The 25,478-nt window shown below is 69.3% G+C and carries 20 protein-coding genes, 1 tRNA gene, 1 other RNA gene and 2 pseudogenes; 10 read left to right on the forward strand and 14 right to left on the reverse strand.

From position 1 onward, the window contains the following. Positions 1 to 124: 124 nt before the first annotated feature. An RNA gene (ffs, locus tag ACIBAG_RS42295) (signal recognition particle sRNA small type) lies at positions 125 to 215 on the reverse strand. Between the two features lie 76 nt (positions 216 to 291). On the opposite strand from ffs, the gene ACIBAG_RS42300 reads away from it, so the two are divergent. The 3 genes from ACIBAG_RS42300 (at position 292) to ACIBAG_RS42310 (ending at position 3,291) form a co-directional block, all read left to right on the forward strand. Beyond that, positions 292 to 376: transfer RNA gene (locus ACIBAG_RS42300), tRNA-Ser, on the forward strand. Between the two features lie 922 nt (positions 377 to 1,298). Further along, a complete protein-coding gene (locus ACIBAG_RS42305; RefSeq protein WP_399113009.1) occupies positions 1,299 to 2,144 on the forward strand; it encodes a hypothetical protein in 846 nt (281 codons plus the stop codon). A 310-nt stretch (positions 2,145 to 2,454) separates the two neighbouring features. After that, complete coding sequence (locus ACIBAG_RS42310) at positions 2,455 to 3,291, forward strand: helix-turn-helix domain-containing protein (RefSeq protein ID WP_399113099.1); 837 nt, start codon at positions 2,455 to 2,457, stop codon at positions 3,289 to 3,291. A gap of 148 nt (positions 3,292 to 3,439) precedes the next feature. Here the strand turns inward: ACIBAG_RS42310 and ACIBAG_RS42315 are convergent, their stop codons facing one another. The 3 genes and pseudogenes from ACIBAG_RS42315 to ACIBAG_RS42325 form a co-directional block, all read right to left on the reverse strand. Next, positions 3,440 to 3,625 carry a hypothetical protein gene (locus ACIBAG_RS42315; protein ID WP_399113010.1) on the reverse strand — a complete coding sequence of 62 codons (186 nt, stop codon included), beginning with the start codon at positions 3,623 to 3,625 and terminating at the stop codon, positions 3,440 to 3,442. Between the two features lie 90 nt (positions 3,626 to 3,715). Beyond that, a complete protein-coding gene (locus ACIBAG_RS42320; RefSeq protein WP_399113012.1) occupies positions 3,716 to 4,294 on the reverse strand; it encodes a hypothetical protein in 579 nt (192 codons plus the stop codon). Positions 4,295 to 4,835: 541 nt separating this feature from the next. Further along, positions 4,836 to 4,944, reverse strand: a pseudogene (locus ACIBAG_RS42325) (transposase); the annotation flags it as partial. A 147-nt stretch (positions 4,945 to 5,091) separates the two neighbouring features. Between ACIBAG_RS42325 and ACIBAG_RS42330 the strand changes: the two are divergent. From ACIBAG_RS42330 to ACIBAG_RS42345, 4 genes and pseudogenes are all read left to right on the forward strand, one after another. Next, complete coding sequence (locus ACIBAG_RS42330; protein WP_399113014.1) at positions 5,092 to 5,853, forward strand: hypothetical protein; 762 nt, start codon at positions 5,092 to 5,094, stop codon at positions 5,851 to 5,853. A 128-nt stretch (positions 5,854 to 5,981) separates the two neighbouring features. Next, positions 5,982 to 8,918, forward strand: a complete 2,937-nt coding sequence (locus tag ACIBAG_RS42335) for a phosphotransferase (RefSeq protein ID WP_399113016.1) — start codon at positions 5,982 to 5,984, stop codon at positions 8,916 to 8,918. Between the two features lie 37 nt (positions 8,919 to 8,955). Then, positions 8,956 to 9,578 (forward strand): annotated as a pseudogene (locus ACIBAG_RS42340) (IS5 family transposase); the annotation flags it as partial. Beyond that, entirely contained in the window at positions 9,552 to 10,061 is a 510-nt protein-coding gene (locus tag ACIBAG_RS42345; protein WP_399113101.1) for an SgcJ/EcaC family oxidoreductase, read from the forward strand. The pseudogene ACIBAG_RS42340 and the gene ACIBAG_RS42345, both read left to right, overlap by 27 nt. A gap of 28 nt (positions 10,062 to 10,089) precedes the next feature. Here ACIBAG_RS42345 and ACIBAG_RS42350 read toward each other — a convergent pair whose 3' ends face one another. After that, positions 10,090 to 10,326 (reverse strand): hypothetical protein, encoded by a 237-nt coding sequence (locus ACIBAG_RS42350; protein WP_399113018.1) that lies wholly within the window; start codon positions 10,324 to 10,326, stop codon positions 10,090 to 10,092. A 237-nt stretch (positions 10,327 to 10,563) separates the two neighbouring features. On the opposite strand from ACIBAG_RS42350, the gene ACIBAG_RS42355 reads away from it, so the two are divergent. The 3 genes from ACIBAG_RS42355 to ACIBAG_RS42365 all read left to right on the forward strand — a co-directional run bounded on the left by ACIBAG_RS42355 (position 10,564) and on the right by ACIBAG_RS42365 (position 13,472). After that, on the forward strand, positions 10,564 to 11,358 hold the full coding sequence (locus tag ACIBAG_RS42355) for a polysaccharide deacetylase family protein (protein WP_399113020.1): 795 nt from the start codon (positions 10,564 to 10,566) through the stop codon (positions 11,356 to 11,358). Between the two features lie 271 nt (positions 11,359 to 11,629). Beyond that, positions 11,630 to 13,210, forward strand: coding sequence for an alpha/beta fold hydrolase (locus tag ACIBAG_RS42360; protein WP_399113022.1), 1,581 nt, complete (start codon positions 11,630 to 11,632; stop codon positions 13,208 to 13,210). Between the two features lie 43 nt (positions 13,211 to 13,253). Continuing rightward, entirely contained in the window at positions 13,254 to 13,472 is a 219-nt protein-coding gene (locus ACIBAG_RS42365) for a hypothetical protein (RefSeq protein WP_399113024.1), read from the forward strand. Between the two features lie 15 nt (positions 13,473 to 13,487). On the opposite strand, the gene ACIBAG_RS42370 is transcribed toward ACIBAG_RS42365, so the two are convergent. The 9 genes from ACIBAG_RS42370 to ACIBAG_RS42410 form a co-directional block, all read right to left on the reverse strand. After that, the gene (locus ACIBAG_RS42370) at positions 13,488 to 15,494 is read right to left on the reverse strand and encodes a beta-galactosidase (RefSeq protein ID WP_399113026.1); all 2,007 of its coding nucleotides are present in this window, start codon (positions 15,492 to 15,494) and stop codon (positions 13,488 to 13,490) included. Further along, entirely contained in the window at positions 15,491 to 16,810 is a 1,320-nt protein-coding gene (locus ACIBAG_RS42375; protein ID WP_399113028.1) for a glycoside hydrolase family 36 protein, read from the reverse strand. Before ACIBAG_RS42375 ends, ACIBAG_RS42370 begins: the two co-directional genes overlap by 4 nt. A 27-nt stretch (positions 16,811 to 16,837) precedes the next feature. Continuing rightward, on the reverse strand, positions 16,838 to 17,725 hold the full coding sequence (locus tag ACIBAG_RS42380; protein ID WP_399113030.1) for a carbohydrate ABC transporter permease: 888 nt from the start codon (positions 17,723 to 17,725) through the stop codon (positions 16,838 to 16,840). Then, positions 17,722 to 18,699: a carbohydrate ABC transporter permease gene (locus ACIBAG_RS42385; protein ID WP_399113032.1), complete on the reverse strand. Its 978-nt coding sequence runs from the start codon at positions 18,697 to 18,699 to the stop codon at positions 17,722 to 17,724. Before ACIBAG_RS42385 ends, ACIBAG_RS42380 begins: the two co-directional genes overlap by 4 nt. A 5-nt stretch (positions 18,700 to 18,704) precedes the next feature. After that, entirely contained in the window at positions 18,705 to 20,018 is a 1,314-nt protein-coding gene (locus ACIBAG_RS42390) for an ABC transporter substrate-binding protein (RefSeq protein WP_399113034.1), read from the reverse strand. Positions 20,019 to 20,240: 222 nt separating this feature from the next. Then, positions 20,241 to 22,067 (reverse strand): copper resistance protein CopC, encoded by a 1,827-nt coding sequence (locus tag ACIBAG_RS42395; RefSeq protein WP_399113036.1) that lies wholly within the window; start codon positions 22,065 to 22,067, stop codon positions 20,241 to 20,243. Positions 22,068 to 22,280: 213 nt separating this feature from the next. Further along, positions 22,281 to 22,754 (reverse strand): cupin domain-containing protein, encoded by a 474-nt coding sequence (locus tag ACIBAG_RS42400; protein WP_399113103.1) that lies wholly within the window; start codon positions 22,752 to 22,754, stop codon positions 22,281 to 22,283. A gap of 5 nt (positions 22,755 to 22,759) precedes the next feature. After that, positions 22,760 to 23,383: a GNAT family N-acetyltransferase gene (locus ACIBAG_RS42405; protein WP_399113037.1), complete on the reverse strand. Its 624-nt coding sequence runs from the start codon at positions 23,381 to 23,383 to the stop codon at positions 22,760 to 22,762. Then, the gene (locus ACIBAG_RS42410) at positions 23,376 to 25,475 is read right to left on the reverse strand and encodes a penicillin acylase family protein (RefSeq protein WP_399113105.1); all 2,100 of its coding nucleotides are present in this window, start codon (positions 25,473 to 25,475) and stop codon (positions 23,376 to 23,378) included. The genes ACIBAG_RS42405 and ACIBAG_RS42410 overlap by 8 nt, the downstream gene beginning before the upstream one ends. Positions 25,476 to 25,478 lie beyond the last annotated feature (3 nt).

The following is a 25,478-nucleotide window of genomic DNA, read 5'->3' on the forward strand; positions in this document are numbered from 1 at the left end:
AGAGACTGGAGGGCCTCGACAGTCTGCAGGGACTATCGAGCCAGAGGGGCCACGGGGTCAGGAGGCCGAGGGAGTCAGGAGGGCCCCGAGGAATCATGACGTGCTCGGTGGCAGCCGGGAAGCACAAGACCCCTCACGCACCCGCCAGAGCCAACCTACCCTTGCTGCCTTCCGGCCCTGGGGGAGTTCAGTCAGATAGCGCCGCGTGAGGGGCTGAGCCCCAGCCTACCCGATCGCCGGGCGCCCGAACGAGTTCGCTAGCACCCTCCAGCGTCATGTAATGTTTCCGGCGGAGGATTCGCCTAGAGGCCTAGGGCGCACGCTTGGAAAGCGTGTTGGGGGCAACCCCTCACGAGTTCGAATCTCGTATCCTCCGCAGCCGCCCACCTGGGCAAACGAAGGCTCCGACCAGATCTCGGTCGGAGCCTTCGTTGTTCTGTGGTGACAGTTCCCATGCTCCGTACACCACCCGCACGAGATCATGCTGGGCCGGCTGCCAGCGTGGCCGCGCAGGCTCAGGACCACAGGGAGAGGGCGGTGTCCGCACTGGCACTCTCGCCAGTCGTGGCGGGCAAGGCATTCGAGTAACTGCACGTCACGGTCGGTGACCACCTCCACCAGGACGGCCACCCGGATCTGCGGGAACGCCTCCCTGTCCGGGCCGGGGTGATGCCCGGACGCCCGAAAGCCTTCTTGTTCGCCAAACTGTCGGCCGCACCCCAGCACGTGCCGTCCAACGCCATCAGCCGCAGTCCGCGCCAGAGCACTCCCAGGGTCCGCTCATCGGCCAGCAGCCCGGCTGTGGCCGCGAAGCACCCCCTTCGACGCCTGCCCGACCTCCAGCGGCTCGTCAGGCACAACCTCATGAACAGCCCTGTTAATGGATGAGGTGACGTAATACCGGGACACTGCCCCCCGCGCTCAGAAGACCCGCGAGGACTGCCCCGGGCACCAGCGTGCCATTGAGGTAGCTCAGGCCGCCGACGGCCAAGCCGATGACGAACGCCACCAGGAGCACCACAGCGGTGTGTAGTGGCAGGAACGGCTTGGGGTCGGGCGGGTCCGGTGGTGCAACAGGTGCGGAACTCACGTTTGTCTCCTGTGCGTTGGTGTGTCTCGCAGACCGCTCCTACGTCCCGCCGGGCCCGGCAGCCCACGGAACTCCTCCAACCCGTATGCCTGCAATAAATCTTGGGAGGATCCGTGGGGTATGGCGCCGCTCTCTACCTACAAGGGGGGCGACGTAGGCAACCTCCTCCGCGTGAGAGAGAGCCGAAGACAAGCGGAGGGGAGAGGACATGCAGGGCGACGTCGCGGACGAGCAGTCCGCCGCAGCGCTCGCCCGGGACTTACAACCTCCAGAACACCGTGCGAAAAGCGATTTCAGCGCGCCGGTGTCCGAGGACGACCTGCGTCGAATGGACGTACGGCATGGACGGGTAGCCCAGCGGCTGCAGGCGAACGTCGACCGGAGGCTGAGGGACCGACAACTCGTTGTGGTACTGGCCCGCTGCGGCTTCCAGGGACAGGAGTACGACCACTTCGTCGAGGAGCTGGTTCGTTACGGGGTTTCAGTGCTGCGCGGCTGGATGCACTCCGGATACATCTTCCGGTTAGTGGCTGATCGCGGCTTCGGTCTTACACCGCACGAACTGGACCTGGAGGAACTGGCCTCGGACAGCGATCTTCGCGAGGACCTGGCGACGATGACCGTGGCGCGCGCTCTGCCTCCCTTCCGTCAGAGGGCCCTTGTAGAGGGCCGCTGGGCCTATGAAGGAGGCGCAAGCATCACCACATACTTCATGGGTGCCTGCCTGTATGCCTTCCCCAACGAGTTCCGCCGGCATCGCGCGACCAAGGAACGCCAACGTCGTGTACTGCAAGGGCAGCTGGCCGTCTACGAAGGTCCGGTCCATCCATTCAGCACTGCCGACGAGGTGGCGAGCAGGCAGCAGGTACTTGAGGAGCTGAGGGCCATCAAAGACCGGCGGACGCAGGCGGCGGTAGCTCTGACCGTGGATGGCTACACGCAGGAGGAAATCCGGGAGCTCCTCGACGAGAAGTCGGCCCGGGTCATCGAGGGCCTGCTGTATCGGTGGAGGAGGAAGGCACAGCGGCGTCAGGGGGGTGAGCAGTGTGGGTGACCAGAACCATGACTTCGAAGTGTTGCTCGAGAGTTCGTCTCTGGGCTCGCCCGCCGCCCAGCTTCTACGCGAGCGAACCTCCCGCAGTCAGGCCCGTGCCATTCGCAGGATCGGAGAACGGCGAACCGAGATCACCGATGATGGCGGGCGTGCAGACCCTCTCGTGGGTGTCTTCTGCAGCCGCGTGCCGGAGTCCGAAGTGCTCAGCGGACGGACGCCCACAGGCGCCGTCAAGGTCGCGGGTGCTGAAGAAGCGGCCGCGGGGCCCGGCACGGTTGTCCAGGACCTAGGTGCCGGACGGCCCGGTCCGGTGGTGCGGCGCATTCAGCTGGGGTCACAGCTGAGGCAGTTGCGTCTGGCCAGCGGAATCACCCTTCAGATGGCTAGTCACTCGTTGCGCGCCTCCGAAACGAAGGTGAGCCGGATGGAACTGGGCCGGGTCGGCTTCAAACGGTGGGATGTCGAGACCTTGCTGACGCTGTACGGCGTCGCAGACGAAGAAGTACGCGCAGCGATCTTGTCGATGGCCCAAGAGGCCAACGCCCCAGGTTGGTGGCAGCGATACTCCGACATCTTGCCCAACTGGTGGTCTACCTATCTGGGCCTGGAGAGCGCGGCTTCATTGATCCGCGCCTACGAAGTGCAGCATGTGCATGCGCTGCTGCAGACCGAGGAGTACGCGCACGTGGTGTGCCGGCAGTCGACGCCGGGTGCGGGACAGGCTGATGTGGATCGCCGGGTAGCACTGCGTCTGGAGCGGCAACAGGCTCTGATCGCCGATGATGCATGCGAACTCGAGGTCACTCTGGATGAGTCGACGCTGCGGCGCACGTACGGCAACCGGGCCGTGATGCGCAGGCAGCTCCAATATCTGCTCGACCTTTCCGAGCGGCCCAACGTGCGGCTACAAGTCATGCCCTTTCACTCGCCGGGGCATCCGGTCGCGTCCGGGCCTTTCACCCTGCTCAGCTTTTCTGAGGAGGGACTGCCGGACATTGTCTACGTGGAGCAGCTCACCAGCGCGCTTTATCTCGACAAGCCCGCAGACGTCGCCGAGTACGCGCAGGTCCATGGGGAGCTGCAGCGTGACAGCCCAGCTCCGCAAGGTAGCCGAGACCTACTGCGGAGCCTCCTCATGGCCGCCTAGGAGTGGTCGTCGAGTGTCACAGGCATATCGGCAGGCTGCGCGCGTCACTAACAGTGCATAGAGCGTCACAAGACGCGGCAAAACCGGCCCCCGCCAGTGCGGAGGCCGGCTCCAGGTACATCAGCGGATCACCAACCGGGGCAGGTGGTCAGCGACGCCTCCTTTCCCAGAGCCACGTGATCGCGGCCACCGTGGCACAACCGATCACCTGCTCCGCCTGGGTGCCGGCACCGGCGGAGTAGCCTGCGGCATAGCCGACAGCAACAGCCGCCACGAATACCTCAAGCCTCGGCGGACGCTCGCCTTCAGCCCGAAGCACACGCATACTGGACATGGTCCTTCTCCTCATTCGACGGGTTGGGCCATCCGCCGGAGCCCGGAGATCTGTGGAAGGTGACACGGGGTCCGGCGGAAGTCTTTGTACTCAGGAGTTTGTGCTGCTGTCGGCCTCCGCCAACTGGTCAGAGAGCTCGGAACTGATCAATTCGCCCAGCCGAATCGTCATGTCGCGGCGCTGTCCTTCGGACAGGCTACGGAAGGCACGCCATGCGAGTTCGACGCGCGAACTCGGGCGGTGCCCCATGGCAATCCAAGCCATCAGGAGTGACCTCTCAGTCGAGGAGAGATCTTCCAGCTTTCCCCAGACGGCTTCCGGATCAGGTGGGTTTCGGACCTGTAGTGGTTCCGCGAACCGCAGGCGTAGTTCCTCCGGCCTGCGTGGCGAACGCCGCGTGCCCGGCTCCCAGACAGGTTCGCCCGCACGCACAAAGCGGACTTCGTGAGGCGCCAGGGCCGGGTCATCCCGGTTGGTATCGAGCACCCACCCATGCGTTCGGAGGTCCCTGGTGCGCCTGTCGATCTGCGCGACGTTTGGGAACGCCCTTCGCAACTGATCCTTGGTGTAGACGTTCCCCTCGCCTACCTGCGTCATGAGCCATAGACCAGCGCGAACCATGCTTCCCATCTTCTCGTTCGTCCAGTCAGGCAGCTCGGGTTCCGACACTGGGCACACCTCCTTCCCTGATGACAGTAAACCACGTTCGGCGAACTTCGGCGGAGTCCGGCGGAGTTCGGCGAACTTTTCGGCGAACGTCGGCAAGTAGCCAAGACGGGCGAAGCCCGGCGGAGCCTCGACCTGTCGTCAACGCCCCGCCGGGCTTGTCAGTAGCACAGAAGACCTACGCCTACCCCGAGGTCAACGACGGCCGTCCCCGCAGCTCTTTCCAGTGGTCACCGGGCTGATCGACTCCGCCGACGCGGGATACGCGGCAACACTCGCACCGTGGCCGACAAAACAAACGTGCCGGGTGGAACCGGCCTTCCTCCGCAAAATGCCCCCAGGCCAGGAGAAAGGACGGCCGACCGCACCGGGCACATGCGGCTCCAGTTCTGGCGCTAGGTGCTCGCGCCTCGGACGACGCGGCAGGCCCGCCGCCTGGCAGCCGAGTTCGGGCCGGGCATGGATGCCCGCACCGCCTGGGCCATGGCACGGCTGGCACGGCACCCGGACGAGCTCCCCCTTGCGATGCGGCACACCTGAACGATGTTGCCCTGCTCCTTGTGGCTGGGGTGGTCCGTGCCGCCGAGACCGAAGTATCGCAGGGCGGTGAACTGGGCCTCGATGCGGTTGAGCCAGGAGCTGTTGATCTGAGTCTCCAGATTCTTGGAGGCGATGTGGAGTATGCGCCTGATCGTCCCCGAGGAGCAGGACACGGACCAGTCGCAGTCCGGGCGTTCGCTCACTGAGCGGTGCACGGCGTCGGTAAATTGGCGCGTAGACACCAGGCAGAGGGGGCCCCAGTGGTCGAGAAGATCGTCGGCGGGCTCATTCTGGCCCTGCTCACCTATGTGGGCCGTACCCTCTGGCAGAACCGGCGGCATCTGAAGCTGCTGCTGGTCCTTCTCACACCGAGGCGCCGGACACGGGTGTCAGTAGCCGTGCTGTTGCGGGTCCATGAGGAGGGTCAGTTCATCCTCTTCGCCACGCCTTCCCGCCCCGGCGCCTTTGGCCCGCCGGGCGGAGTGGTGAAATACCGTGAGACAGCCCATTCCGACCTGGAGCGGCTGGGCTTCGAACCCGAACAGCGCGACCGTGCCGTAATGCGGCTCGATCTGCGGGGCTTCCTTTCCGGCAGCGGGGTCCTCGCGTTCGCCCGCTGGCTGCACCGCGGGGACGGCCGGGAGCCAGCGACCGAGTGCCTGCGGCGTGAACTCATCGAGGAACTGGGTGAGGTCGGGCACGAGGAGCTGGAGGACCTCGCCCAAGCCGTGGCGTTCCAGCATGTCCGGCGCGTCATCGACGGCCCCATGAAGGTGGCGGGGGAGACATACCGACAGCTTCGGTTCCTGGAGGTGTATGACCTCCTGACGGATCGGCCCGAGGCCGAGGAACTGCGTTCCGCACTTGTCGCCCTCGCGAACGAGCAAACGGAGACTGGGGTCATCGGTGCCACCCGCAGGGAGATAGCGCTCGGCCGGGCGGGAGCCCATGTGGTGCTGCCGCAGTCAGCCTTCCTGGTCGGTGACCGGCGCTACCGCGAGGATCTCCACCCCGCGAGCTGACTCCGCGGGTGCTTTGTCCGAACTGATGGCGGCGGCTCCGCCGCTCTGCTGGGATATGGCGACCAAGACGTGCTCGACGTCAACAAGTCGTGCGCATGGATTTTGAGGGGGCGCAGGTGACCGGCGGTGTGACCAGGGAAGTTCTCCAGCACTCGGCAGACACGCTGGAGAGGGCGCTGGATGACGCGCTCCAGGCGATGCCGTCGCGGGAGGTGCACCTGCGCAAGGCGCGCGAGGGTCTACTCAGGACGCGCGAGCAACTCGCGAAAGGTTACCCGTACGTTCCCGGGTACCGCATCGCGAACGGCGCGTCGACCGTGGCCGAGTACTACATGCGGACGGACGTCGCACGAGCACGTGAATTACTCGAACTCGCCGTCTTGCTCCTGGAGTCCGAGCGGAACGACGACGGCCGGTACACACCGACGATCGAGAAATGCCAGGAGCGGCTGGAACAGCTCGGTCCGGTGCCCGCCCCGACTGTAGGGACAGCACCGGCACCAGGCCCCGGAGCGAGTTCCGGTCCGGCCTCCGCGGACCGGCTGCCGCAGCAGGCCCCCGCTCCAGGCGGCGGAGATAGCCCCGCCGTGGCGGTCTCCGCCGCCACGGCAGCGGTCGCCCCGGCCACGGTATCCGAGGGCGGCGCCACCTCAACGGCGGCAGCGGCGGCGGACGCCGGGGGCGGCGTCGCCGTCTCGGTGGCCGCCAGGGGCGAGACGGCCACCGTCGGCGTCGCGGCCTCCCGGTTCCCCTCGCAGATGAACACAACCCGGGATTGGGACACGCTCCTCGGAGACTGGCGGTCCGGCGAGCCGGACGAGGGCACGGTTCGGCAGCTGGCGGCGGAGCTGGGGGCGCGCATCACCGAACTGTTCGGCAAACACGCCTCCGTCCCCTCCGCGTCGCTCCTCCCGGTCCTCGAGGAGGACCTGCAGGAGCTGCCCGGCCTCCTCGCCTTCGTCTCCGTACCCGGCGACGACGCCCAGGCACTGCACCAGCGGGCCAAGGACGCACGCAGCACTTGCCGTTCGGAGATGCTGTCGTACGCCAAAGGCAACACGGTGGTCGACGTAGGGGCGTTGCGCCAGCATTGGCTGGCCAGCGCGCTCTGGAACTACGCCGTGGAAGGCCACTGGCACTCCAGCGGCTACCAGACCCTCGCCGATATCCTCGGCTATCTCCAGCTCATCCAGATCTCCTTCCGGTACCACGAGGCCAAGCGCGAACAGCTACTGGACGTCACCGAGACGGCGGTGCTGCTGGCACTCGGCGAGCTGCGCGACCCCGAGTTGAACCGCGTTCCGTACGTCTACGGCTGGCTGCGGCACGCCATCGGCATCCATCTACTCGTGGGCGGCCCCGACCCGACCGCCCCCAAGGAGCTGCGCTTCAACGAACTGATCCAGGACCCCAGATTCGCAGACCGGCACATCTATGCCGAGTACTGGGCGGCCCGGGTCCTCAACCGCTGGACCGAGGAGAACCAGCACCGCAGCAGCGTCGCGCTCACCCTGCTCAAGCTGTCCGGCTGGAAGGCCGACCGGCTGGACCGCCTGCTCGACCTGCTGTACTCCTCCACAGCCTACGGCGACACGGAGACCCCCGAGGAGCGGCAGGAGGCGCTCGCCTTCTGGCGCAAGGCGAGCCGGGACATGCTGGCCACGATCCGCATGGTGCGGGTCGCCAGGAACCCCTGGGACTCCGGTGGCGCCACGACCGCCGGCCTGCTGTCCATGGGCGACCAGGACGCGTCCGTACAGGTCTCTAACCGCCTGCTCCAGGGCATCGCCGCCGAGCTGGCCCCTGGCCCGCAGGGCACCATGGTCCAGGGCGCGCTGTTCGCCGGACGGCCCGTGCCGACCTTCCTCGCCCTCGACAGCTTCGGCCCGGTCGGTGTGCTGAAGATCGACGAGGTGGCCAAGGTACGAAGGGAGAAGGAGAACTTCGACCGGTTCGCGGAGGCGTATCTGCGGCCGGTGTACCGGGCAAGCAAGTGCGTCGTGGGCAGCACCACCATCGCCAACAGCAGCAACGGCGATCTCTACCAGGGCATCTTCACCTCTTACGTCTTCCGGCACCACGACGAACCGAGGACACTGCGGGATTGGGTGCGCACCGCGGACCCGGACGCGCTCCAGCCGGTCATCAAGGAAGTCTTCATGGACGCGCTCGGCCCGTGGCTAAGCCAGGCCCAGCGGACCATCGGCGACCTGCGAGGGGAGTATCCGGCCCTGCGTCCGGCCGCTTTCGAGCTGACCAGCTACGCGCCGGGCAAGAACGCGGAATCCGAGCTGGAACACTTCCGGTTGCCCGAGGTCGCCGACATCTTCGGCATCGACGGCGGACTGCCGTGGCGGCACCGCAGGCTCGGGCACCTGCTGGAGAACTCCGCGCTCGGCTCCAGCCCGTTCGCCGCCGCTCCCGGCTACGAGTCGGTCACGAACCCGCTGTGGCTGGTCGCCCACATGGCGGAGATTGGCGAGCGGGACGCCGGGACCGGCGCCCTCTTCGAACGGCTCCTGTACGACCGGCAGTACGGTGTCACGACGGCCTCCTATCTAACCTGTGTCTGCCACGGCGATCTCCACGGCGAGAACGTCCTGGCTAGCGGACCGGACGGCCGGCATCCCGATCTCTACGTCATCGACTTCGAGACCACCCACCAGGGGCACATCTGCAAGGACTTCGCTCGCCTCGAGTCCGCCCTGTGGTCACGGACGTTCTCCTGGAATCATGAGCAACTCCTCCAGGTGCGCTCCTGGTTCGTCGGGTCGCTGCGCGGCACGGCCATGTGGGAGCCGGACATCCCGGGTGACGTGGACCCCGACGTGCGGCGGGTGCTGCTGTGCATCGCACAGCTGCGCGCCATCCTCAAGGGCTGCGAACAGAAGAACTGGCCATTCGGCGAGGCCGAGTACCAGTGGGCCCTGCTGGCATCCCTGCTGCCGTTCGCCCGCTACCGCGACCACGAGGACCAGGTGAACCGGCACCTGCCCTTCCTGCTAGCGGCGGATGTCGCCGATGTGCTGGTGGAGCATGCCGAAGGCGCGGCCTCCGGCAGCTAGAGTGTGTCTCTTTGATCGGCTGGTCAGTTGATCGGATGTGTCCGTCCGGTTAGTGATCACTGATGCGATGTGGGACCGGATCGAGCCGCTGATGCCGGCCGATCCGGTCCGCGGACGGCGGTGGGCCGACCATCACCGAACCCTTGAGGCCATCGCTTGGAAGTACCGCACCTGCTCACCCTGGCGGGATCTGCCGGACGAGCTCGGCTCCTTCCAAACTGCCCACAAAAGGCTGTTCCGATGGGCCGTGGACGGCACTTGGGAACAGATCTTCGCCGCCGTCTTGTCAACAGCGGACGACGGCGACGATGTCGGCTGGACCGTCTCGGTGGACTCCACCGTCTGCCGAGCCCATCAGCACGCTGCTGGAGCCAGGAAAAAGGGGCGCCAGAAAGAAGCGAACCCGAAGACCACGGACTCGGACGGTCCCGAGGCGGTCTGAGCACGAAAGGCCACTTGGCCAGCGACAGCCATACGCGGCCGCTGGCCATCCGCGTCACCGCAGGCCAGGCGGGCGACGCACCAGCCTTTGACGCCGTCATGGCCGGCATCCGCGTTCCGCGAAGCGGGCCCGGAAGACCAAGGACCAGGCCGGATGCCGTCCTGGCCGACCGTGCGTATTCATCCCGCGCGATCAGGAGCCATCTTCGCCGGCGCGGGAAACCGAGATCCGCGAACTCTTCGAGGTACTGCAGGACCTGGACCGAAGGGGACTCCGCCGCGTTCGGGCGGCTGTTCACCAAGGACGCCGACTATGTGTCCTACGACGGCAGCTGGGCGGCCGGCGCGACGCGGCTGCAGGACAACCACGACAAGCTGTTCCGCGGTGTGATCGCCGGATCGGCGATGGTCGGCCGGATCGAGTCGCCGCGCTTCATCACCGATTCCGTGGCCGTGCTGGTGGGCAACGGATCGGTTCTCATGCCCTGGCGCAGCAAGCTGCCGAAGCGACGGCTGTCGCGGCAGATCATCGTCTGCGTCCGTACGCCGGACGGCTGGCGGATAGCGGCGATCCAGAACGGCCGGCAGCGACCGGTGACCATCCCGGAGCCGGACTCGATGCCATCGAAGATGTCACAGGCCCTGACGCGGCTGGCACAGCGCTTCGGCATTGGCCGAGCGCGCGAGATCGCACTGCCGTGACCGCATCGACCAGGGCCCGCCTCTCCGGTCACGATCGGAGCCAGAGGAGGAGTGCGGCGGCGGTGACGGTGACGGTGACGGTGCCCAGGAAGACGTATCCGCGCTCGGCATAGCGGGTGGCGACGAACCTGAACTGTTCAGGCCGCCCGCCGCCTGAACCCCGGCGCAGGCGGGCGGCCGCGTGGTCTTTCTTCTCCGGGACGCACCTGAGCTTCCGCCGTGCCTCGCGCGAGGTCCGGTGGGACGACTGCCGTCTCTTCGTCAAGTCGTTGTGCCAGCGAGCGACTTGACTCCTTGAGAGGGCCGAACGGCCAGGAGGGTTCTTTCACGACCGCGACCTCGACCGCTACCGCTACCGCTACCGCGACCCACCGGAGCACCCGCCGCCCATCGCCGCATCCCTGCGGAATTGTCCGTGATCGGTAACAGACGCATCCCTCGGCCGCTTTCCCCCCTCTTGCCGGACGCAGAGGCCCCACAGCGACGGCAAGGAACGGAAGACATGGTGCGAAGCGGCGGACGGGGATGGTACGGCAAGGTGCTCGCGGCGGCACTCGGGGTGACCGCGGTGGCCGCCCTGACCTCCCTCTGGGGCACGCAGCTGGGCGCCGGAGGGGGACGGCCCGGCCAGTCGGGCGTCTCGGCGGCTCCGTCCGAGCCGAACCCGCAGGCGCAGGGCCGCAAGGCCGCGCCGGTGGCGGCGGAGATCGCGCACGCCTCCGAGGGAGGTCCCCGCAGCGTCAACATCACCATCGACGACGGGCCCGACCCGGTCTGGACCCCGCAGGTGCTGCAGGTGCTGCGCGACAACGGCGTGAAGGCCACCTTCTGCATGGTGGGCACGCAGGCGAGCGCCCACCCGGACCTGGTCAAGGACGTGGTGGCGGCCGGGCACCGGCTCTGCGACCACACGGTCTCCCACGACGTCACCATGGACCGCCAGTCGGAGGCCTACCAGTCACAGCAGATACTCGACGCCGAGCGCATGATCACCGAGGCGTCCGGGGGTGTCCGCCCGATGTACTACCGGGCCCCGGGCGGTGCCTTCACCCCCCACAGCCGCGACCTCGCCGCGTCCCGTGGGATGCGCCCGCTCGGCTGGAACATCGACTCCAAGGACTTCGAGCGCGCCGGCACGGCGGCCATCGTCGCCACCGTCAAGAGCGAGATCTCCAACGGTCCGACCCTCCTCTTCCACGACGGAGGCGGCGACCGCTCCCAGACCGTGGCCGCCCTGCGCGAACTCCTGCCGTGGCTGAAGGAGCAGGGACACACCTTCGGCTTCCCCGTGCGCTGACCGCCGGACTGTGACAACGGCGTCTTCACGGCAATTCACGGCGCCTTCGACTGCTCAGCGCCTGGCGCCGGGCCCGAGCAAGAGCGAAAAGCAGAGCACTTGAGCAAGACGGCGCCGAGCCGGTCCTGGTTGTGCGACTTCGGGACCGTCCGGCGCGCCCGCCGTCCGTCCAGGGTCGGAGAGATTCCGTCCCCCTGGTGGATTCGCTCAACTCCTGTGCACGAAAAGGTTGATGGGTCTCATACGCATCAACCACAAGGACTTTCCCCACGTGCGCAGTAGTCGAATAGCCCTTTTCCTGGCGGCCGGTACGGTCGCCACGCTGGTTCCCGCACTCGCACCTGCCACGGCGTCCGCCGCGGGGAACCCCCTGAACCCGTACCTCCAGCAGCGGCCCGCGTGGCACCGCTGTGACAGTTCGACGCCGGCCACCTTCCAGTGCGCCACGATCAAGGTGCCGCTCGACTACAGCCGCCCGGGCGGCAAGAAGCTCGACCTCGCGATATCGAGGCTGCGGACGAGCGTCACGAGCGAGCGCCGTGGTGTGCTGCTGCTCAACCCGGGTGGCCCGGGCGGTACGGGCGTCGACCTGCCGCAGCTGATGGCGAGCGAGCTGCCGAAGTCCGTGAAGAACAAGTACGACCTCATAGGCTTCGACCCGCGAGGCATCGGCCAGAGCTCTCCCGTCGGCTGCGGACTGACCGACGGGGAGCAGAACTGGGAACGCGCGTACAAGGCCGAGACGTTCGCCAGGGACGTGAAGTGGGCCCGGACCGTCGCCGAGAAGTGCGACGCCAGGCAGGGCGCCAAGCTGCGCCACATCACCACCCGCAACACCGCCCGGGACATGGACGTGATCCGTGCCGTGCTCGGCGAGAAGAGGATCTCCTACCTGGGGTACTCGTACGGCACCTACCTCGGCGCGGTCTACACGCAGCTGTTCCCCAGGCGCACCGACCGCTTCGTGCTGGACAGCGCCGTCGACCCGGCCCGCGTCTGGCGCGGCATGATCCAGGTCTGGGCGGAGGGCACCGAGCCCGCCTTCACCAGGTGGACCGAGTGGACCGCACGCCGCGACTCCACGTACAAGCTGGGGAAGACTCCCGAGGCGGTCCGCAAGACCTTCTACGACCTCGTCGCCCGGGCCGACCGCAAGCCGATCGACCTCGACGGCACGAAGCTGACCGGCGACGACGTCCGCGCCGGCCTGCGTGCCACGTTCTTCAGCGTGCGCGAGGCCGCCGAGGCGGTCGTGGAGCTGAAGAAGGCCGCCGAGGGCCGCGCCCGGTCCGCCGCCCCGGAGTCCGGGACGCCCACGCCGGTTCCGCCGTCGTTCGCCCGAGCCGTGCCCGCGGACAACGGCAGCGCCGGCTTCTGGTCCGTCGTCTGCGCCGACACGCGCAACTGGCCGCGCGATCCCGAGCGGTACCGCGCCGACGCGATCCGGGACAAGGCCAGGTATCCGCTGTACGGCGACTTCGTCTCCAACATCATGCCGTGCGCGTTCTGGAAGCAGAACGGCGGTGAGGCGGCAACGAAGATCGACAACAAGGTTCGCGCGCTGATCCTGCAGAACGAGTGGGACTCGCAGACGCCGCTGACCAGTGGTCAGGGCCTGCGCCGGGTCATGAAGGGCTCGAAGATGGTCACCGTCGCCGGGGGCGTCGGACACGGCATCTACGGCACCAAGTCGTGCGCGGACAAGACGGCCACGGACTACCTGACCACCGGCAGGCTGCCGGCCACGGACATCACCTGCAAGGCCGCCCCGGCGGCGCGCGAGCGGGGCGGTGTCAACCCGCTGCCGCTGCCCACGCCGCCCGGGATCCCGGGCCTGGACAGCCGTTTCTGAGCCCGGGGCGCGGGATCGTAGGGAATCGTAGGGAATCACAGGAATGGAGCACGGGGTGCGTCGGCCGGCCGGCCTGATGATGGTGATCGCGGCCATGGGGTTCGCGTTCTGGTTGGCTCTCGGGCCGGCAGCCGACTGGGAAGGCTGGGTGAGGATCGTGCGCCTCGCCCTCGTGCTGAGCTGTTTCGGGGTGATCGGCCTTGGCGCGCGGCTGATCTACCCCGACAGGTCCGAGGACGAGCCGGGGCAGATCGGCGAGTGAACCGAAGCCGGTTCCTCAGTCCCCGCGCGGTTCGCGTACGACCGCCACATCCCCCGCCGGCACGCTGACCGACCCCGGCAGCGCCTTGCCCGTCAGCAGCTCCGTGGCGTCCTCGGCGACCGCGACGTGCGCGGGCCGGTCGGTGTGGTTGATCAGGAAGAGGTAGTCGGCGTCCGGGCCGCGCCGCAGGGCCGCCTCGACGCCCTGTGGGGTACCGCGTACCGGCTCGACGCCCGCCTCGCCGCGGATGCGGTCCAGCAACCCTGCCAGGGTCGCCGCATCCGGCTGCGTGGCGACGTACCAAGTGGCGCCCTCACCGAGCGAGTTGCGCGTGACCGCCGGGACACACGCCAGCGGGCCGGTGGTGTACGACGCGATCGACTCGGCGCCGGCCAGGCGCAGCCGCTCCGACCACAGCGTCCCCGTACCGCCACCGCTGAGACCGACCGTCTCGCCGGGCAGCAGCGGGAACAGCTCGTCGGAGCTGACGCCCAGCGCCTGACGGAACGCGCCCGGGTAACCGCCCAGCCGGACATGGCAGTTCTCGTCCACAGCCCCGCTGTGGAAGCCGACGGCCAGCGTGCCGCCCCGCTCCGCGAAGGCGGTCAGATTCCGGGCGCCCTCGTCGTCCACCAGGTACAGGCTCGGGGCCAGGACCAGGCGGTACGCCGACAGGTCCGCTTCCGGGCGTACGAAGTCCACCGCGACGCCCGCGCGCCACAGCGGCTCGTACCAGGCGCGGACCAGGTCCAGGAAGCGCAGCTCGGCGCTCGGCTGGGACGGGAGTTCCAGGGCCCAGCGGGCGTTCCAGTCCCAGACGATCGCCACCTCGGCCGTACCGACGCTGCCCCGCACCTCGGCCAGCGCCCGCAGGTCCGCGCCGAGTCGGACGACGTCCCGCCAGATCTGGCTGTCGGTGCCCGCGTGCGGCAGCATCGCCGAGTGCCACTGCTCGGCGCCCGCCTTCGCGGCCCGCCACTGGAAGTAGGCGATGCCGTCCGCGCCGCGCGCCACATGCGCGAGCGCGTTGCGCCGCAGCTCACCAGGACCCTTGGCCCGGTTCACCGGCTGCCAGTTCACCGCGCCCGTCGAGTGCTCCATCAGCAGCCAGGGCCCGCCCGCGAGGGAGCGGACCAGGTCGCCGCTGAGCGCGATGTCGATCTCGGACTCGGGGTCGGCGGACTGGAGGTAGTGGTCGTTGGAGACGATGTCCAGCTTCGGGGCCCAGCGCCAGTAGTCCAGCGCGTCGAAGTTGTACATCACCATGAAGTTGGTGGTGGCGGGGGTGGCGGGGGCCGCCTCCAGCAGGACCGCACGCTCCGCCTCGCACAGGGACAGCAGCGCGTCGCTGCAGAAGCGGCGCCAGTCCAGCTGGTGGGTGGGGTTCGGTACGGCGCCCGTGGCGCGGGGCGGGATGATCTCGTCCCAGTCGTAGTACCACTGGCTCCAGAAGGTGGTGCCCCAGGCGTCGTTGAGGGCGGCCAGGTCGTCGCCGTACTTCTCCCGCAGCCAGCGCCGGAAGGCCGCCGCGCTCTCGTCGCAGTAGCACTCGGCGTTGTGGCAGCCGTACTCGTTGTGCACGTGCCACATCACCACCGCCGGGTGGTCGGCGTAACGCCGGCCGAGTTCGCCCGCGATGCGCAGGGCCGCCTCGCGGTAGGCGGGGCTCGACGGGCAGAACGTCTGACGGCTGCCGTACGACAGCCCGCGGCCGTCCCGGTCCACCGGCAGCGCCTCGGGGTGGGCCTTGAAGAACCACGCCGGGGGTGCCGCCGTCGGGGTGGCCAGGTCGGCGGCGATGCCGTTGTCGTGGAGCAGGGCGAGGATCCGGTCGAGGCGCGAGAAGTCGTACTCGCCCTCGCGCGGCTCCAGCAGCGCCCACGAGAAGATGTTGACGCTGACCATGTTCACGCCCGCCTCGCGCATGAGGCGTACGTCCTCGGCCCAGACCTCCTCGGGCCACTGCTCGGGGTTGTAGTCACCGCCGTAGGCGAGGCCTTCCAGGGCGAGCTCGCGCTTCATCGGGCACCTCCGGACAGCAGCCGGCGCGTGGTCTCCACGCCCCACTCGTCCAGCGACAGCAGCCGGTCGCTGGACGCCATCAGGCCGCCCGTCGCCTCGACGTGCGCGGCCCACCGTTCCCGGGTCTCCACCGCGGGGCGGGCCATCAGGCAGTCGGGGTCGTTGATCCAGAGGCGGCCGTGCTGCCACTGGCGGCCGACGCCCGTGAACTCCGCGGGGTCCTGGCCGGGTTGGCTGTAGTCGTCGGCCTCGGGGCGGCGGTGCGGGGCCGTGTCGGGGCTGACCCGCATCGCGTCGAACAGGCCGACGGAGGCCAGCAGGGGCGCCCCGCAGCCCAGCAGGTAGGCGTCCTCGCCGATCGCCTCGCGGATCAGCCGGATGCCGGAGCGGTAAGCCTCCAGCGTGTCCACGTCCGCCTCGTGCCGTACGCCGTCCAGCGCGCCCGCGTAGAGGAAGTCCACCTTGAAGTAGTCGTAGCCCTCGGCACGCAGCGTCCGGAAGACCTCCGTCAGATACGCCGCCGCCTCGGGGTGCGTGGTGTCCAGGACGCGCAGGTCGTGGCCCCAGTTGCGGCCGGCGTGCGTGAAGTCGCCGTCGGCGGTGCGCACCAGCCACTCGGGGTGCTCGGCGGCCAGGTCGCTCGCCGGGTCGACGAGGAAGGGCGCCGTCCAGATGCCCGCCCGGCGGCCCCGCGCGCGGATGGCGTCCGCGATCCCGGCGCGGGAGCGGAAGCGGCCGGAGAGGGTGAGCCAGTCGCCGAGGGCCTTCTGGTAGCCGTCGTCGATCTGGACGACGTCGATGGGCAGGTCGAGGGTGTCCATCGCACGGAGGTTCTCGTGGATGTCGTCCTCGGTGACGGCGGTGAAGTACTCGTACCAGGAGCACCAGACCGTCGGGGCCGGGCGGGGGGCGGGCAGTTGGAGGCTGTCGGCCCACTCGCCCAGCACCGACCGGACGTCGGTTCCCGTCCACTCCTTCACCGGGCCGTCGGCGCTGACCTCCGCGACGGCGCCGTCCGTCACGACCAGCCGGATCGAGGGCACCTCACGGGTCGGGTCGACCGCCGCCCACAGGCGGACCGGTGAGCCGTCGCCGGGGTCGAGCGCCAGCAGGCCCTCGCCCTGGAAGGTGCCCTCGGGGACGGTGACACCCGGTCGGTAGCAGACCGTCGCCCAGTTGTCGTTGGTCGGGCGGTACGGCTTCTCGCCGAGGGCGTAGGCGCCGCTGGGGCTCCAGGACTGCCAGCCCTCCTCGTGGACACGGGCACGAGCCGGGTCCACGGGCACGGTGGCGACGGGGGTGAAGGGGTGGTGCACGGGTCGTTCTCTTTCGGAAAGGGGCCGTCAGCCCTTGTTGGCACCGAGCGTCAGACCGCTGACGAACTGCCGCTGCAGCACGAAGTAGACGATCAGCGTCGGGATCGCGGTCAGCAACGCACCCGCGGCGACCAGGTTCGGGTCCGTGAAGTACGCGCCGGAGAGGTTGTTCAGCGCCGAGGTGATCGGCATGTTCTCGCCGGTCGAGATCAGCACGAGGGCCCAGAAGAAGTCGTTGTAGATCCAGATGGACAGCAACGTCGCCAGGGCCGCCATCGCCGGCCGGCACAGCGGCAGCACGATCTGCCAGTACTGCCGCCACACCGAGGCGCCGTCCACCAGCGCGGCCTCGGTCAGCTCGTGCGGCAGGGTGCGCATGTAGTTGCTGAGCACGAAGGCGCAGAAGCCGGACTGGAACGCGATGTGGATCAGCACCAGGCCGAGCGCGGAGTCGTACAGCTTGCCGCTCATCGTGATGCCGGGCAGGTCGATCAGCAGGTACAGCCGGTACAGCGGGGTGATGATGACCTGCTGCGGGAGCAGGTTGCCCGCCGTGAAGACCAGCAGCAGCGCGAGGTTGACGCGGAAGTCGAAACGGCTGACGTAGAAGGCGACCATCGAGGACAGGAACAGCGTCAACAGCACCGCCGGGACGGCGATGATCATCGTGTTGACGAAGTAGTGGCTCATGTCCGACTGCGTGAACGCGTTCGTGAAGTTGTCGAAGTTCAGCGTGTCCGGCCAGGACACGTATCCCTTCTCACTCGTCTCCGCGTACGGCCGCATGGCCGAGTACAGCGCCCACAGCAGCGGCGCGAGCCACGCCAGTGCCGCGCCGGCGAGGAACAGGTGCAGCAGGATCCGGGCGGGGCGGACGGGGGCGCGCTTCTTCAGCGCGACGGTGCCGGTGCTCATGCGCGCCGCTCCTTCCGGAAGGTGGCCACCAGGTAGGGAATGATCACGACGAGCGAGATCAGCAGCAGCACGACCGCGATCGCGGAGCCGTACCCGATCCGGCTGGACTCGCCGATGATGTTGTTGGTGACCAGGATCGAGAGCAACTCGGTGCCCTCGGCGCCCTTGTTGAAGACGAAGACCAGGTCGAAGGCGCGCAGGGCCTCGATGATGGTGACGACCAGGACGACGGTGTTGGTGGGCCGCAGCGTCGGGAAGACGACGTTCTTGAACGTCTGCCACTCGTTGGCCCCGTCCAGCGCGGACGCCTCCCGCAGCGCGGGGTCGACGCCCTTCAGGCCGGCCAGGTACAGGATCATCATGTAGCCGGTGTGCCGCCAGGACGCGGCGACGAGGATCGCCCAGAGGTTGAGGTCCGGGTCGCCGATCCAGTCGATGTACTTACCCGGCTCGTTGGCCCCGATGAGGCTGTTGATCAGGCCGGTGTCGGGGTTGTAGACGAGCTGCCAGACGAAGCCGATGACGGCCATCGACATCACGACCGGCAGGAAGAACGCGGTCTGGTAGACGCGGCTGAAGCGGATCTTCTTGTCCAGCTGCACGGCCAGGAACAGACCGAGCGGCGTCGGGATCACGATCAGGACGACGAACCAGACGACGTTGTGCTGGACGGCGGGCCAGAACTGCGGGTTGTTGGTGAACAGTTCCTTGAAGTTCTCGAGCCCGACCCACTTGATCGAGTCGAAGCCGATGCCGTCCCAGGTGGTGAAGGCCAGCGCGACGGAGGCGAGGGCCGTCACCCAGACGAGGGCTATGTGCAGGATCGTGGGCAGACCCGCCATCAGACCGAGGGTGAGCCGGTCACGGCGGGTCAGCAGACGGCGGTGCCCCTGGGGCACCTTCTTGGCGGGGGCAGCGCCCGGAGGCGGCACAGTGGCCGCCTCCTGGGTCTCCTTGGTGATGTCCGTGGTCATGTGGATCAGCCGGACGCGAAGATCTGCTTCTTCTGGCGCTCGATCGACGACAGGATGCCGTCGACGCCCTTCGGGTCGCGGACGAACTTCTGCAGCGCGGGCTGCATCACCGTCGAGGTGAAGTCCGGCCGGCTGTCGCGGTCCATGAACTGGGTCAGGGACTTGGCACCGGCGATCATGTCGTACGCCTTCTTCTGCAGGGCGCTGTACGACGAGGTGTCGGCGCCGGTGGCGGCGTGGACGACGCTCGGGTCGGACTTGAGGTAGATGTCCTCGGCCTCGGTGGTGCCGAGGAACTCCAGGAGCTTGACGGCCTCGGTCTTGTTCTTCGGGCTCTTGCTCATCATGAAGCCGTCGGTCGGCGCCTCGACGGTGTCCTGGCCGTGGGCCGGGTCGATCTCCGGGAAGGCGAAGAAGTCGAGGTCCTCGAGGGCGGCCTTGTCGGTGAACTGCTGGGCCACGAAGGTGCCGAGGAGGTACATGCCGGCCTTCTTGGAGGCCAGCGTCTGGGCCGCGTCCTGCCAGGTGCGGCCCACGGCGCCCTCCTGGTGGTACGGGAGGATCTCGCTCCACAGGTCGAAGACCCTGCGCACCTTGGCGTCGGTCCAGGAGGCCTTGCCCGCCATCAGCTCGACGTGGAAGTCGTAGCCGTTCTGGCGGAAGTTGATCTGGTCGAAGGTGCCGAGCGCGGGCCAGGCGTCCTTGTCACCGAAGGCGATCGGGACGATGCCGTCCTTCTGCATCTGCTTGCACAGGGCGACGAAGTCGTCCCAGGTGGTGGGGACTTCGTAGCCCTTCTCCTGGAAGACGCTCTTCCGGTAGAAGATCGCCCACGGGTACGAGTACAGCGGTACGAAGTAGTACTTGCCGTCCTCGCCCTTGCTGAGCTTGTGCATCGCCTCGGGGAAGTTGCCCCCGATGGTCTTCCAGACGTCGTCGATCGGCGTGGCCAGTCCCTTGGCCGCGAAGAACTGCATCCGGTAGCCGGCGAACCAGGTGAACACGTCGTCCGGCGTGCCCTGGAGGTAGGAGTTGATCTGCTCCTGGAAGGTGTTGGAGTCCTTGGTGTTCACGTCGACCGTGATGCCGGACTTCTTCTTGTAGGCCGCGTAGATGTCCGCGAACGCCTTCTTCGGCACCGCGTCGGACGCCTTGGAGCCGAGCGTGACGGTCTTCGGGTCGCTCGCGGTCCCGCTCCCGCCGCAGGCGCTGAGCAGCGGAATGCCCGCGCCGAGAACGGCGGCGCCGCCTATGCCGCGCAGCAGGGTGCGGCGGCTGGGCGAGGGCAGGGACAGACCTGAGGGAGAGAGGTCGTGCATCTACGGCTCCTGAGGGCAGGGTTCGATCATGAGGGCCGGCTCGTCGAAGTCCGTCTTAACCGATCAGAAATCAACTTGACCGAACACGGTGGCGCAATAACAGCCGTATGTCAGGTCATGCGTCAAGAGATGTCGATCGCCGTTTCGGAAACGTGACCGATATCTCGAACCGATCTTGAACCCTCGTACGTCGCCTCCGTGACGAGACCCCGGAAGCGAGGGTCAGCGCACGACCACCGTGCGGGTCACGCTGACCTGGTCGACCTCCGACGTCCGGACGGTCACCTTCATCTCCCACTTCCCGGGGATGGGCAGGTTGAGGAAGCTGTTGGCCCAGTAGCCGCCCTTGTCGGTGAGCTCGGCGTCGAGGGGGCCGATGTCCTTGGCCGGGAGGGTGAAGGAGACGCGCAGCTCGGGGACGATCGAGACGCCTCCGTCGGGGCCGTAGACGAGGGCCTCGATGGAGTTGTCGCCGACCCGGCCCGGGTCGAGGGTGATCTGGACCTTGCCCCGGCCGCCGGGGGTCCCCACGTCGAACGGCACGGTGGTGACCGACGCGCCGACCACGGCGGGCGCCTGCGCCGCCGCCTCGGCCTGCGCCCGGCCGGGCAGGGTGCTGGTGAGGACCGTGGTGACCGCCAGCACGGCGGCACCGACCGCGACCTCGGCTAGGACGGAGCGGCGCAGGGCACGGCGGTGGGCGGGATCGGAGCCTGAACCTGCCTGTGCGGAGCCTGCGTGGGCGGAGGGCTCCGGTGCGCCGGAGGGCTCCGGCGAGGCGTCGGACGCGTTCGGCGGCGCGTCGGGCGACTCCGGCAACGACGGGCCGCCCACCGGCTCAGGCACCGGCGCGGAGACCTTCTCGCGTACGACCTCCCGTACGACCGCCTCCGCGTCCACCGTCGTCGTCGCCAGCCGTGCCGTCCAGCGGCGGGACACGGCAGCCGCCCCGAGGAGCACGGCCACCGCGGCCAGCTTGAGCATCAGGAGCCTGCCGTACGTCGTGCCGGTGAGCGCGTCCCAGGAGCCGAGGCCGCGCCAGGACTGGTAGGCGCCGGTGACGACGAGGACGGTCACGGAAGCGAACGCGAGGCGCGAGAAGCGGGTGACGGAGGCAGGGGTCAGGTGGGCGCGGTACAGGGTGACGAGCAGGGCCGTGAGGCCGCCCAGCCAGACCGCCGTGGCGAGCAGGTGCAGCGCGGCGGACGTCATCGCCGCCGGCACCTGGATGCCCGCCGAGGCGTGCTCACCGGCGGCCCAGGTCACGGCGAGGCCCACGGCGAGGACGGCGCCGGACCAGCCGTAGGGCCGGCGGCGCCCGGACAGCCGTAGGAGATAGCCGGCGGCCACCAGCAGGAGGGCGAGGCGGGCCACCAGGACGGCGCCCGGGCGGCTGGTCAGGGTGCGCGTGAGGGAGTCGGCGCTCAGCGCTCCCAGCGGGGCCTCACCCGCCTCGTACGGGCCGCGCAGCACCAGCAGGGCCAGGGTGGCGGCGAGGAGGGTCCACCAGCCGGTCCGCAGCAGCCGGCCGAGCACCGGGGCCTCCGGCGGCCGGCAGACCGCCATGAACGTCGCCGTGCCGATGAGCAGGGCGGCGGCGAGGTAGGCCAGATAGCGGGCGATGTTGTAGAGGCCCTTGGTCGCCGGGTCCTCGGTGGGGCCGGTGTCGACCGGGGCCATGGTGAGGGACCGTTTGCCGACGGAGAAGGTGAACGCGCCGGACACGGGGTGGCTGTCGGCCGAGACCACCCGCCAGGCGACGGTGTACGTCCCCTGCGCCAGCCTCGCGGGCAGCGTGACCCGCGCGGTGTCGGCGCCCTCCGCGGCGTGCTGCGGCTCGCCGGTGCGCAGGCGGCGACCGTCCGGGTCCAGGACGCGGAAGGAGTCCTCGAGCAGGCCGACGGACTCCGTGAAGCTCAGGGTGAGATGGCGGGGGGCCGACTTGAGGAGGCTTCCGTCCTCGGGGTCGGTGGAGCGGAGGGCGGCGTGGGCCGACGCGGATCCCGTGCCGCCGGCGAGGAACAGGACCAGCAGGGTGCCCAGCAGCACCAGCCGTTGAAGTCGCCGCCGGCCGTGCCGGGTCCGACAGCGGCTCCGCTGCGGGCGGTACCTCGGACGGGTTCGGTACCGCGGTTGTGGTCGGTCATCGCACCCCACGTCTGTCACATCTCCGTCGTCGGACTCGAGGCCTCGCGGATACATACGGACGCGGGGCGCGCCACGCTCACCCGGGGGCGACGCCGGGTTTCCCCGCCCCGCCGCTCACGGCCGGCACAGTGCCGCGATCCGCGCGGCCTCCGCCGGATAGCGCGCCGTCAGCTCCGCCGGCTCGCCGTGCTCGTAGCCCTCGTAGGTGAACCCCGGGGCCATCGTGCAGCCGAAGAAGGACCAGGACCCGCCGGCCACCACCCGCGCGCCCATCCAGGTACCGGCGGGCACGGTGAACTGGATGTGCTGGCCGTGCAGCACGTCGGGGCCGAGCACGGCGGTGCGGGAGGTGCCGTCGGGGGCGAGGAGCAGGAGTTCCAGGGGGTCGCCCAGGTAGAAGTGCCAGACCTCGTCGGACGGCAGACGGTGCAGGGCCGAGAAGTCGTCCGCGGTGAGCAGGACGACTATCGCGGTGCCCTGCGGCCGCCCGTCGCCGAGGTCGGGCCCCGCCCAGGTCTGCCGGAACAGCCCGCCCTCGCGCGGGATCGGCTCCAGGGCGTAGTGCGCGACGAGGTCTTCAGGGGTCACGTCGGTCACGACGGAAAGGCTACCGCCCGCTCCAGGAAAGCGAGTTGGGCGTCCTTGCGCGGAATGAACACCTCCGGGAGGTCCACCTCCGGCAGCACCACCGCCGGGCCCGCCGTGAAACCCTGCCTGAGGAAACGGGCGATGGCCTTCTCGTTGCGCACATCGGGGTCCACGACCACCCGCTGCCGGTCCAGGGTGAGGAAGAGGTACGACGTCATGACCGTCAGCAGCGCCGAGGTCCAGCCGGACCGCCCGCCCCCTGCCCCGGCGGGCGCCAGCAGCAGGTGGACGCCGATGTCGCCGGGCCGGACGGCGTAGCACTCACTGACGCGATCGGCCTCCGGCTCGTACGTCTGGAGCAGGGCGACCGGGTCGCAGTCCCGCAGGACCAGGAAGGCGTGGTGGGTGTCGAGGGTGTCCATGTGGGCGTAGATCTCGGCCACCTGCTCCCGGCTCAGGCCGTTCATGCCCCAGAAGGAGGCCCGCTCCTCGCTGACCCACCCATGGACGACGTCGGCGTCCGCGCGCGGGTCGAGGGGCCGGATCCGGACGGTGCCGAAGCCGTCGACGACCTGTTCGTGAACGGGCTCGCGGACGCCGGCGCGGACGGCCGGGGGCTGCTCAGACATCGGACTCCTTCATGAGTTCGAGCTTGGTGAAATCGGTGACGACCGGGACCAGGTCTCCCGCCAGCCACAAGGGGAGTTGGTCGCGGTGGTGCGGCGAACCGGGAATGCCGCAGGCGCCGAGCGGGACCACCCAGCGGCTGGCCTCCCGGTCGGCCAGGTCCCAGACGTAGCGGGCGGCCGGGCCGCGCGCGCTCAGGTCGGTGAGGCCGGGGACGGCCGAAGTGCACAGTACGCAGTCGTGGTCGCCGGAGAGACCGGGTGCGTCGTACGACGGGTCGGGGAGCGCCCGCCAGGGGGCCAGACGGTGGGTGTCGCCCCAGGTGCCCGCGGGCCGCTCAGCGGCCACCTCCTCCACCGCCGCACGGACGGTCCCGGCGCGGTCGACGCCGTACAACTCCTCGGCACGCAGGAGGTGTTCGAGAGCGAAGCCGACGCGCGGGAGCAGGGCCAGCCAGGGGAGGAGGACCTCCGGGTAGGGGGGCGGTGCGGACAGTGCGGCGAAGGCAGGGTGGGCGGCGAGGCGCCGTACGACGGCACTGCGCACCGCCGCGTACACGGCCGCGGCCTCGCTGCCCGCGTCCATGCGGCGGTCCCAGGCCAGGAGGGTCCGCCGGACCCGGGCGGCCTCGGGGGTGAGTCCGTCGAGGGAGCCCAGGAGGTCCAGCAGGGGTTCCGCGGACGCCAGCCGGGTGTCCATGTGGATCGCCGGCATGTCGGCGGCGGACCAGCGGGCCTTCTCCCCCAGCAGCGCCGTGATGCGGTCGGCGCGATGGGGCGGGGCGAACTCGACGCCCAGGGGGGTGGCGAGGCCCCGCTGATTGGCCATGGCGGCGATGCCGTCGGTGAGCCCGCCACGGGGCGTCTCGTGCCAGCCCTGCCAGTCGTGGCCGGGCTCCCAGGCGGCCACGAGCCGGGTGCGGTTGGCCGCGGAGCGCACCGGCACCCGGCCGGCCACCCGGTGCAGCAGTCCGCCCTCGGTGTCGGCGGCCTGGACGACGTTGACGGGCTCCGCCCACAGCTCGACGGCACGGTCGACGTCGGCGACCCGGCGGGCGCGGAGGAGGGGGAGGAGAGCGCTGAAGCCGAGGTCGGCGGTGACGCGGGGTGGGTAGCGGAGGGCAACGGCCGAGGGCTCACCGAAGAAACCTTCCTGCAGTGCCTCGGGAACCCCGTCCGGCCCTCCGATGATGACCGGCCCCCGCTCCGTCTCGATCACCTCGACCTCGACCGGCTCCTCCCCCGCGACCTCCACCACCTCGGTGTGCCGCGTGGCACGCCGCCAGACCCCGTCCGGGCCCAGGGCCTCCACACCCGCCCCGGTGCGCCGCAGCCGCTCCCGGTGCAGGTCCTGGTAGTCGGCCATGGCGTTGGTGATGGCCCAGGCGACCGTGCCGGTGTGGCCGAAGTGGGCGATGCCCGGAATGCCGGGGACGGCGAGACCGACGACGTCGAACTCGGGGCAGGACAGCTGGATCTGCTGGTAGACGCCGGGCTCCTCGATGAACCGATGGGGATCGCCCGCGATGATCGCGTGCCCGGTGACGGTCCGCTCGCCGCTCACCAGCCAGCCGTTGCTGCCGGAGGTGCCGGGCCCGTCGGTGGCGAACAGCCCGACCGCGTCCGCGCCGAGGTGCCGGACGACCTGCTCGCGCCAGAGCTTGGCCGGGAAGCCGGCGAACAGGATGTGGATGCCGAGCCAGACACCGAGAGGGGTCCAGGGTTCCCAGCGGCCGGGCTCGAGCCCGACCCGCGCGAACTCCGGCGTACGCCCCGCGCCCGCACCCAGGCCCTCGTTGACCCCGTCGACGTACGCCCGCACCCACCCCGCCGTCTCCGGGTCCCGTCTCTCCAGTTCGGCGAAGCACCGTCTCGCGGTGTCGTCGAGGCGGGCCCGTCTGACGAACCGGTCCCAGGGCAGGGCCTCGGCGCCGAGGAAGGACGCGGACGTGCCCCGCGCCCGGTGCCGTTCGACCTCCAGCTGCCAGGCCCGGTCGAGGGCGGTGACCCGGCCCTGGGCGCGGGCGAGTTCGGTCACGTCGGCCGCGCGGAGATGCGGAATGCCCCAGGCGTCGCGGTAGATCTCACCCGTCACCCT

Origin of the sequence: Streptomyces sp. NPDC051243, assembly GCF_044455405.1 — a bacterium.
GTDB lineage: Bacteria > Actinomycetota > Actinomycetes > Streptomycetales > Streptomycetaceae > Streptomyces.